Annotated in this window: 5 protein-coding genes and 1 pseudogene; 5 read left to right on the forward strand and 1 reads right to left on the reverse strand. The window is 64.8% G+C overall.

Annotated features, from left to right (window positions below; translation table 11 throughout):
• Positions 1–43: 43 nt before the first annotated feature.
• Both AOT83_RS18315 and AOT83_RS18320 read left to right on the forward strand, forming a co-directional pair.
• Entirely contained in the window at positions 44–1,405 is a 1,362-nt protein-coding gene (locus AOT83_RS18315; RefSeq protein ID WP_030095688.1) for a salicylate synthase, read from the forward strand.
• Positions 1,406–1,486: 81 nt separating this feature from the next.
• Positions 1,487–2,059, forward strand: a pseudogene (locus AOT83_RS18320) (peroxiredoxin); the annotation flags it as partial.
• Between the two features lie 3 nt (positions 2,060–2,062).
• Here the strand turns inward: AOT83_RS18320 and AOT83_RS18325 are convergent.
• Entirely contained in the window at positions 2,063–3,727 is a 1,665-nt protein-coding gene (locus tag AOT83_RS18325) for an AMP-binding protein (RefSeq protein ID WP_057965298.1), read from the reverse strand.
• Positions 3,728–3,826: 99 nt separating this feature from the next.
• Here AOT83_RS18325 and AOT83_RS18330 point away from each other — a divergent pair, with 99 nt between their 5' ends.
• The 3 genes from AOT83_RS18330 to AOT83_RS18340 are packed head-to-tail and all read left to right on the forward strand — an operon-like array spanning position 3,827 to position 9,685.
• A complete protein-coding gene (locus AOT83_RS18330; RefSeq protein ID WP_057965299.1) occupies positions 3,827–8,203 on the forward strand; it encodes a non-ribosomal peptide synthetase in 4,377 nt (1,458 codons plus the stop codon).
• Positions 8,200–9,489 (forward strand): NADPH-dependent L-lysine N(6)-monooxygenase MbtG, encoded by a 1,290-nt coding sequence (gene mbtG, locus AOT83_RS18335; RefSeq protein WP_044104714.1) that lies wholly within the window; start codon positions 8,200–8,202, stop codon positions 9,487–9,489. Before AOT83_RS18330 ends, mbtG begins: the two co-directional genes overlap by 4 nt.
• Entirely contained in the window at positions 9,470–9,685 is a 216-nt protein-coding gene (locus AOT83_RS18340) for an MbtH family protein (RefSeq protein WP_057965300.1), read from the forward strand. Before mbtG ends, AOT83_RS18340 begins: the two co-directional genes overlap by 20 nt.
• Positions 9,686–9,800 lie beyond the last annotated feature (115 nt).

The following is a 9,800-nucleotide window of genomic DNA, read 5'->3' on the forward strand; positions in this document are numbered from 1 at the left end:
GGGCGGGTACCAGGGCCACTTAGCATAGGCTAGGCTTACTCAGGTGTCGAAGATGAGTACGGTCGTAGATTCCGGTATCGGCGCCCAGACCTGGGTTTCTGTGCAGGAGGGGTTGCCGGACGGTTTCGCGCCGGCCGACCTCGCCGGCGTTCTCGCGCAGGAAATCCCCGAGCGCAACGGCGACGAATATCTGATCTACGAACGTGATGGCGAGTGGGTGCTCGCCATCGGTGCCCGCGCCTCCGTCGAACTCGACAGCGACGGACTGCGCATCATCCGTGATGGGGCCGTGGAGCAGCGCGGTTGGTCGGGGCATCCCGGCGCCGCTCTGGAACAAGCCGTGAATGAGATCTCCGACGGCGTGCACCGCGTCTTCGGGTGGGTTGCGTTCGAGTTCGGCACCTACCGCTTTGGCCTGCAGCACCGGTTGACCCCCGGCACGCCGATGGCTCGGGTCTTCGCCCCGCGCGCGGAGGTCGTGATTACCAGTGACGGAGTGTCGGTCTGTGAAGAGAGCTATGTCGACGAGATTCGGCGGGTGCTCGACCAGGGCGCCCCGCCCGCGCCCGCGCCGGCGTCGATCGACCTGATTCCGGATCCATCCGACTACCGTGGCCGCGTGGGCATCGCTACTGCCGAGATCCGATCGGGCCTGTACCACAAGGTGATTCTGTCGCGGCGTGTGGAAGTGCCGTTCGCTATGGACTTCCCGTCGACTTACCGTCTGGGCCGTCACAACAACACGCCGGTGCGTTCGTTCCTGCTGCGGCTCGGCGGCATTCGTGCCCTCGGCTACAGCCCTGAACTCGTGGCCGCTGTGGAGGCTGACGGCACTGTGATCACTCAGCCGCTTGCCGGAACCCGTGCATTCGGCCGGGGAGAGGACGCAGATCGGGTAGCGCGCGACGACCTGGAATCGAATGCCAAAGAGATTGTGGAGCACGCGATTTCCGTGCGCAGCTCACTCGCCGAGCTCGGTGAGGTGGCCGAAACAGGCAGCACGAAGGTGACAGACTTCATGACCGTGCGTGAGCGCGGGAGCGTGCAGCATCTGGGATCGACCGTCAGTGGGGAGCTCAGTGCCGGGATGACCCGGATGGATGCGCTCGAGGCGCTCTTCCCAGCCGTCACCGCCTCGGGTATCCCCAAGGCGGAGGGCGTCGATGCCATCCTTCGGCTCGACGACCATCCACGTGGCCTCTACTCCGGCGCGGTGCTGATGATGTCTCCCGATGGCGGACTGGATGCGGCGCTGACGCTACGCGCGGCCTACGAGCAGGACGGGCAGGCCTGGCTGCGTGCGGGCGCGGGCATCATCGAGGCATCGACGCCGGACCGCGAGTTCGAAGAGACCTGCGAAAAGCTCGGAAGCATTGCGCCTTACGTGGTTCAGCGCGAGGGGTAATCGTCTGCCGCCGGTCGCGCTGGACTTCGCCAGGCCCCTAGGGGCAGGCTCGAGAAGTTCGCGCGAGGATGAGGTATGCAGATGGATGACTACACCGCTTTGCCTACCGGTCTACCCGTTCCGATAGATGATGGGGCGGCCGACCATCTGCCCGGTGTACCTGTTCCGGACCTGACCTTCACGGCAAGTGACGAAAGTTTGGTGCGGCTAAGCCAACTGCCCACGGGGCGCACCGTCCTGTACCTCTATCCACTCACGGGGCGCCCCGGCGCAGACATCCCGGAAGGCTGGGATGCCATCCCGGGTGCGCGGGGTTGCAGCACCGAGGCCTGTGATTTTCGAGACCATTTCGACGAGCTTCGGGCAGCGGGTGTGGAACAGGTCTGGGGACTGTCGAGTCAAGATGTGGGTTATCAGGCCGAGGTTGTCCAACGATTACATCTGCCGTTCCAGATGCTCTCGGACCGGGATTTCGCCTTGGGCGATGCCCTGAAGTTGCCCACATTCGCCGCGGCCGGGCATCCGCGTCTCTACACGCGGATCACGCTGGTGGTGCGGGACGGAACCATCGAGCACGTGTTCTATCCGATCTTTCCGCCGAACACGCACGCACAACGCGTACTTGAGTGGCTGAGATCGCACCCGATCGGCTGAGGCTTAGCCCGTCAACGAGGCGAGCAGGGCGCGTTTGTCGATCTTGCCCACTGCGGTGAGGGGCAGCGAGGGGACCGCCACCAGTTTGTCGACTCGCGAGTGTGCGGCGGCACCGCGGTCCCGTAGGTGCTGATTCAGCTCGGCGGCCGCAACCGGCTTTCCCTTGAACACAATTGCGGCACAAACAATCTCACCGAGATACTGATCCGGTAATCCGACTGCGGCGGCGGCGTAGACCGCCGGGTGAGTCTGTAGGTGCGATTCGAGGTCCAATGCGGCGATGGACTCCCCGCCGCGCAGGATGACGTCCTTGATGCGACCAGTGACTTCCAGATAGCCACCCGGTCGCGCCCGTACCCGATCGCCGCTGCGGTAGAAGCCGTCGGCGGTGAAGGAGCGCATGTTGTCGGCCTCAGCCCGGTAGTACCCGTTGAGTGTGTACGGACCGCGGACCAACAGCTCACCTGCCTCACCCGGGGCCACCTCGGCGCCGTCCTCGTCGACGATGCGAACCTCGTCGGCCTCACACATGGGCCGACCCTGGGTGTTGTCGAGGACGTCCGAGGGGTCTCCGGGACGGGTCAGGCACAGTAGGCCCTCCGCCATACCGAAAACCTGCTGCAATCCCGGGGTGAGTGATTCTCGAACCGTGCGTGCGTCCTCGGCGCCGAGCTTCGCACCGCCCACCTGAAGCAGCCGCAGTGTTTCCGGCAGCACGGGCTCCCAGGCGGTGGCCTGTGCCCAGAGCTGGGCGAGCGATGGCACCAGCGCCGTCACAGACACCCGGTGGCGCGTGATGGTCTCAAATGCCGACTCCGGGCTCGGATCCGAAAGGAAAACCGTAGTGGCACCTGTGCTTATCGCGCCGATGAGACCAGGACATGCCAGTGGGAAATTGTGACCGGCGGGCAGCGCCACGAGGTAGACGTCGTCCTCGGTGAGGCCGCACACCTGTGCGGCCCGCGACGCGTTGTAGACGTAGTCCTCATGGGTGCGGGGGATGAGTTTGGGTGCCGCGGTGGTGCCACCCGAGACCAGCAGCAACGCCGGGTGGTCCGTCTGCGCTGTCGGTAGGTCACCTTGAACCTCAACGCTTTCCAGCAACCCGGACCAGGCGGTGAAGCGGTCGGGGGCATCGGCAGGTACGTCACCATCGATCACGATGTGGCGCAGGCAGGCATGCTTTGTGGATAGCTCGACGGCCAGTGCGCTGTAGTCGAACCCGCCAGCGGAATCGGTGATCACCAGAGCGACGGCATCGGCAACCTCGATGAAATGAGACAGCTCGGCGGCGCGGTGTCCCGGCAGGCACATGATCGGTATCGCGCCAGCACGCATCAAACCGAAGAATGCGACCGCAAATGATGCCCGGTTGGGAAGCTGCAGCAGTACACGGTCGCCGGGGACGATGCCCAGTCGGGTGAAGGCATGCGCCGCGCGGTCGGCGGCCACGTCGAGCTCGCGATAGGTCATCGCGTGGTGCTCGTCGATAACCGCGGGATGATCGGCACGTCTGGCGGCGGTCGTGCGCAGCAGCGACTCGACGGTCCTTCCGGTCCAGTACCCGGCCGCGCGATATGCGTCGGCACGCGCCGCGGGAAAGGGTACAAAGCCTTCCGCCGCGGCCGCTTCAGCCGAAGGGATGGGGGTCGATGTGGCCTGAGTCATCGCAGCTCCTCGTGGGTGACCCCTCGCAGTCTAGATAGGGTAGCCTCCTCGTAGTTAGGGCAGCCTGTACTAAGAGCGAAAACGTGAGGTGAGATCGAGTTGCGCACCGTGAGCGATGGTGGCGTCGAGGTGGACGTCACCAGCCGAAGGGCGTCGGCAGGCCTCGATCCCGATGCCGCGCCACGGCTGTCCGCAGGGCAGCACCGCATATGGTTCGCCCACGGGGTGACGCCCGCGCTGATGAACCTGTGCCGTTCGTACCGGCTCAGCGGTGAGGTGGATATCGAGAGATTGCGGGCCGCTGTCACCGCGGTGGTGGCCCGCCACGAGACCTTGCGCACGACGTTTCGCGCCGGCCCCGACGGCGAACCGGTGGCCGTGCTGCACGAAGACCTACCGGTCCGATGGGTCGAGCACGATGTCAGCGACCTGGCGGGCACCTCGCAAGAGCTCCGGCTGGGCGTGCTGGCGCAGCGTGAATTCGCGACTCCGATCGATCTCACCGTGGACTCGCCGCTGCGTGTCACGGTCATCCGCACCGGCGCCGCGGAACATGTGATGCTCGTCGTCGCCCACCTCATCGCATGGGACGACGACTCCTGGTCGGTATTCCTTGCCGATCTGACTACCGCGTACGTACACGGCGTGATTGCGGAACCGCTACCGGTACGGCCTCCGCACGATGGGGCCGATCAGGCGGATCTCGAGTACTGGCGTGACGAGATGGCCAATCCTCCTGAGCCGCTGGAGCTTCCGGGCGTCAATGGCTCGGTGGCTGCGAGCGACTGGAAGGCCGCACGTTGCGCGGCGCGTCTTTCGTCCTCGGTCATGGGCCGCGTCGAGCAACTTGCGCAAGAGTCAGGCACCACACCGTATGTGGTGTTGTTGGCCGCGTATTCAGCGCTGCTGCATCGGTATACACATGCCGAAGACTTCCTGGTGGCCGCGCCGGTTCCCACACGGGAAGCTCACGCACAGGGCAGCATCGGGCACTTCGGGCACACCGTCGCGCTCCGCATGCGTCCGCACAGCGGTGAGAGCTTCCGGGATCTGCTGGCGAATGCACATCGGACCACTCTGAACGGGTTTGCCCACCAACGGGTGAGTCTGGACCGCGTGGTTGCGCGCGTGGGCTTCGCGATGGGTGCCGATTCCGCCGCCCGGTTCTGCCCACCTGGAATCCACTGTGAAAGAACATCATTGGAAGGACAGGTGGCATACGTGCCGCTTGGCCTGCGGATCGAAACCGGGCTCGATGGCGCCGACGTGGTGGCCGAGTACCTGGTGGACGTGTTGGATGAGCGTTTGACCACGCAGATGCTCCGTCACTTCGCCAATCTGCTCGACTCCGCGCTCGCCGATCCGAACCGCCCGCTGGCCAGTCTGGATCTCATGGACGGTCGCGAAGCCCAGTGGCTGCGGGAGGTGTCGTCCGGAGAACTATTTGAGGCGGAGCCGACGACGCTCGGCGAGCTGGTGGCCGCCCGCGCGGCCGCACAACCGGATGCCACCGCGCTCGTCTACGAGGGGCGGCACTACTCGTATCGGGAAACCAACGAACTGGCGAACCAGCTGGCGCACTGGATCATTGGGCAGGGGATCGGTACCGAAGATCATGTCGCGGTGCTGCTGGACAAGTCGCCGGATTTGATCATTACCGCGCTCGCCATCGCCAAGGCCGGTGCCGTCTATGTCCCCGTTGATCCGAATTACCCCGCCGATCGCATTGCGCACATCCTCAGCGATGCGCAGCCGAAGTTGGTCATCCGGGAGCCGGTAACCGGTGTTGGGCAGTTCGACCCCCGTGAGCCGGTCGATGCGGACCGGGTGCGGCCGCTGACCGCCGACAACGCCGCCTATCTCATCTACACATCGGGTTCGACGGGCCTGCCCAAGGGTGTGACGGTCACGCATCGTCCGCTGACCGAGTACTTCAACTGGTTCCGTGCTGAGTATCGGGTCAGCGGATCCGATCGGGTACTGCAGGTGGCTTCGCCGAGCTTCGACGTATCAGTGGGCGAGATTTTCGGCATCCTCAGCTGCGGTGGCCGGCTGGTCATCCCGCGTCCGGGCGCACTCGGTGACGTCGCGTATTTGACGGAACTGTTGAACAGCGAGGGCGTTACCTCGATGCACATGGTGCCCTCGTTGCTGGGGCTGGTGCTGTCTCTACCCGGAGTCACGCAATGGAAATCGCTACGCCGGGTGCCGGTGGGTGGTGAGGCGTTGCCCGGTCCGGTCGCGGACAAGTTTCACGCCACTTTCGATGCGTCGCTTCATAATTTCTATGGTCCCACCGAGACCGTCATCAACGCCTCACGGTACAAGGTGCGCGGAATTCAGGGGACGCGGACCGTTCCGATCGGTACCCCCAAGATCAACACGCAGATTCACATCCTGGACCAGACGCTGCGACCGGTGCCGGTGGGGGTCATCGGCGAGATCTACATCGGCGGAACGCATGTGGCGCGCGGCTATCATCGGGCCGCCGGTCTTACCGCGCAGCGCTTCATCGCCGATCCCTTCGTTCCCGGGCAGCGGATGTACCGGTCCGGTGATCTTGCGCGGCGTAGCGCGAACGGAGACATCGAGTTTGTCGGTCGCGCCGACGAGCAGGTGAAGATCCGAGGCTTCCGTATCGAGCTCGGTGAAATCGCCTCGGCCATCGAGGTAGACCCGAGCGTCGGCCAGGCGCTCGTGGTGGTCGATGAGCTGCCGCACGTCGGCAAGCGTCTTGTTGCGTACCTGACTCCGGTCGGTGGACACGTAGTCGATCTCGATCGAATCCGTGCCAGGATTTCGGCTGCCCTGCCCGACTTCATGATTCCCGCGGCGTATGTCGTGCTCGACGAGATGCCCATCACCCGGCACGGCAAGATCAATCGGGACGCACTGCCGGCACCGGAGGTCGGGTCCGTGACCAGACGCCGGGAGCCGGAAACCGCGACTCAGCGACAGGTGGCGGCTCTTTATGCGCGCTTGCTCGGGGTTGCGACTGTGGGTGCGGACGACTCGTTCGTCGATCTAGGGGGCCATTCGCTGCTGGCGAGCAAGCTATCGGCGGCGATCCTGACCGAGTGTGGAGTCGGGGTGGACATCCGCGAGATCTTGGAGCGGGGCACTGTCGCAGGCTTGGCCAAGTTGGTCGACCAGCGTCGTAGCGGGCTCGTCGCGGATGACGAGGATCGCGAGGGCGAGCCAATCCCGTTGCTTCCCAGCGGTCGTCGCCTCTATGAGCATGGAAACCCGCGTCGGCTGGCCGAAACCCACGTCTTCTGGCTGCCCGAGGGCATTACCCGATCCACGCTCGAGGAACTTCTCAATGCGGTGGTCGGGGAGCACGAGGTGCTGCGCAGCCGGCTTGACCGCGAGCGCCTGGAGCTGGTTCCGCGCACGCGGCAGTCTCTCCGGTTGGTCGAGATTCTTACGGAGGATCCGTCCGATGCGGCCGGCGCCGAGATCGGCCGTGCGGTGGACCGACTCGATCCTGAACAGGGCTGGATGCTCTCGGCGGTATGGCTGCACCCTGAAGGCGAGCCCGGAGTCCTCATCCTCGTGGTGCATCAGCTCGCCGCTGACCCCACCTCCTGGCGAGTCATCATGCAGGAGCTGGAATCTCGATGGCAGTCGCTGGTGGCGGGTGCTGTGCCGCCCAACTCTCAGACCGGTGGTGGCTACCGCCGTTGGGCCAATGCGTTGGTCGCCGAGGCTCGGGATGTGGGCAGCCTGCCGTTCTGGATCGCCCAGCTGGACGGTGAGGATCCCCCAATTGGTTCGCGTCGAATAGAGCCCGAACTCGACAGGGAGGCCGATGTGGCGGTCACCGTCGAGTCCGCGCCGGCCGATGTCAGTGCGGTCCTGCTGAACTCGGGGATTCCGATGGAGCAACTGCTGGTGGCGGCAGTGACACGCACCGTGGCCCAGTGGCGTCGCCGCCGCGGACAGGCCGCGGTCGAGACGCTGCTGGCGGTGCAGGTCTCCGGACGCGGGGACGCGACTGCTGAGACCGTGGGTCTGCTCGGTACGGCGTATCCGCTACGCGTGGGTGGCACCGATCCGCTGGGGATCGGACCGCGCGGTTTGGTGGAGCGAGTCGCCCGGCAGCACAGCGCGATGCCAGGGCGGACCATCGACTACGGGCTACTGCGATACCTGCGTGCCGACACCAGCGCGGTGCTGCGGCAGTATCGCGATCCACAGATCCTGTTGAACTACCTCGGACACGATCGTGGATTCGAGGGCGACCTCCTACGCCGCGATGGCTTGCTTTCGGTATCGGGTTCGCCTGTGCCCGAGCCGGAATCGGCGGTGCGTCACGAGCTCAGCATTGCGGTGCTGATCATGGGGACCACCGAGGGGCCGTCCATCGGAACGCTGTGGCAGGCGGTCCCGGAGGTGCTCGAGCGCTCGGAGATTACCGAGCTGCAATCGATTTGGCACGAACAGCTGGGGATTCTGGCGAAGGAGCTATGGTGACGTCCACATTGGCAGTGATAGGCGCGGGAGCCAAGGCGGTGGCGGTTGCCGCGAAGGCGGCGGTGCTGCGTGAATGCGGGGTCGACGTACCCGATGTGGTGGCGATCGAACGTCAGCAGGTCGGTGCCAACTGGCAGGCGTGCGGTGGCTGGACGGATGGACAGCACCGGCTGGGTACCAGCCCCGAGAAAGATGTGGGTTTCCCGTATCGATCCGCCGTGGTGCCGGGGCGTAACGCCGAGATCGACGCCCGGATGATGCGTCTGAGCTGGCAGTCCTACCTCATCGCCACCGGCCAGTTCGCCGAGTGGGTTGACCGCGACAAGCCCGCGCCAACGCACAAGCGCTGGGCTGACTACCTGACGTGGGTGGCCAACACGGTCGATATGAAGGTGGTTCAGGGCGAGGTAACCAGTCTGTCTATCGATGACGACAGATGGGTTGTGGGTACCAACGACTGTTCCATTGCCGCCGACGCGGTCATGGTGACGGGGCCCGGGCAGCCGGAGCGTTCTGTGCTACCCGAGCACCCGAATGTCTTGTCGATCGCCGAATTCTGGCGCCGCTGTGCCGGATCAACACGCCTCACCGCAGAACGTGTCGCCGTGATCGGCGGAGGTGAGACAGCCGCCTCAGTGCTCAATGAGCTTTTCGGACACCGGGTTTCGACGATCACCGTGATCTCTCCCGGCGTCACACTGTTTACCCGTGGTGAAGGGTACTTCGAGAACGCGCTGTTCAGCGATCCGACCGGGTGGTTGCACCACACCATGGAGGAACGGCGCGACGCGTTGAACCGCACCGATCGCGGCGTGTTCTCGGCCCGTGTCCAGGAATCACTGTTGGCCGACGACCGTATCCGCCATCTGCGTGGCCGCGTGGCCCATGCCGTCGCCCTGGAAGACCGGATCAGATTGACGCTGCGCAGCGACCGTGCCGGCGAACCCTCCGAAACCGTCCATGGCTTCGATCTGGTGATCGACGGGGCGGGTGCCGACGCATTGTGGTTCCTACCGCTGTTCGACCAGAGCGCTCTTGACCTCATGGAGCTCAAACTGGGGGCCCCCGTGGACGGTAACGTCTTGCAGGAATCCCTTGGCCACGACCTGTCCGTCAATGGTCTGACTCCTAAGCTCATCCTTCCGACACTCTCGGGTCTGACCCAGGGCCCGGGGTTCCCCAATCTCAGCTGTCTCGGATTGTTGTCCGATCGAGTGCTCGGCGGGCACAGCAGTACCGAATCGGCTCGTCGCGAAAGGAAAACAAGTGAGTACCAACCCATTTGATGACGAGAGCGGCGTCTTTTACGTACTGGTCAACGACGAGGAGCAGCACAGTCTGTGGCCGACGGCCATTGAGGTGCCGGCGCAGTGGCGCGTGGCCTTTGGCGAGGCCTCGCGTGCCGATTGCGTCGAGTACATCGAGGTCCACTGGACCGACATGCGGCCCAAGAGCCTCCGCGACGCGATGGCGGGCAGCTAGCTAGCTAGTTGGCGTTTGTGGTGATGCGCCATCCGGTGGTGGATTCTTGTTGGCGCCAGAATTCTGAGAAGCGGCCTGCGAGAGAGCTGAGTTCGGTGATGGAGCCTTGTTCGAT

Source organism: Mycobacteroides sp. H001 (assembly GCF_001440005.1).
Classification (GTDB): domain Bacteria; phylum Actinomycetota; class Actinomycetes; order Mycobacteriales; family Mycobacteriaceae; genus Mycobacterium; species Mycobacterium gwanakae.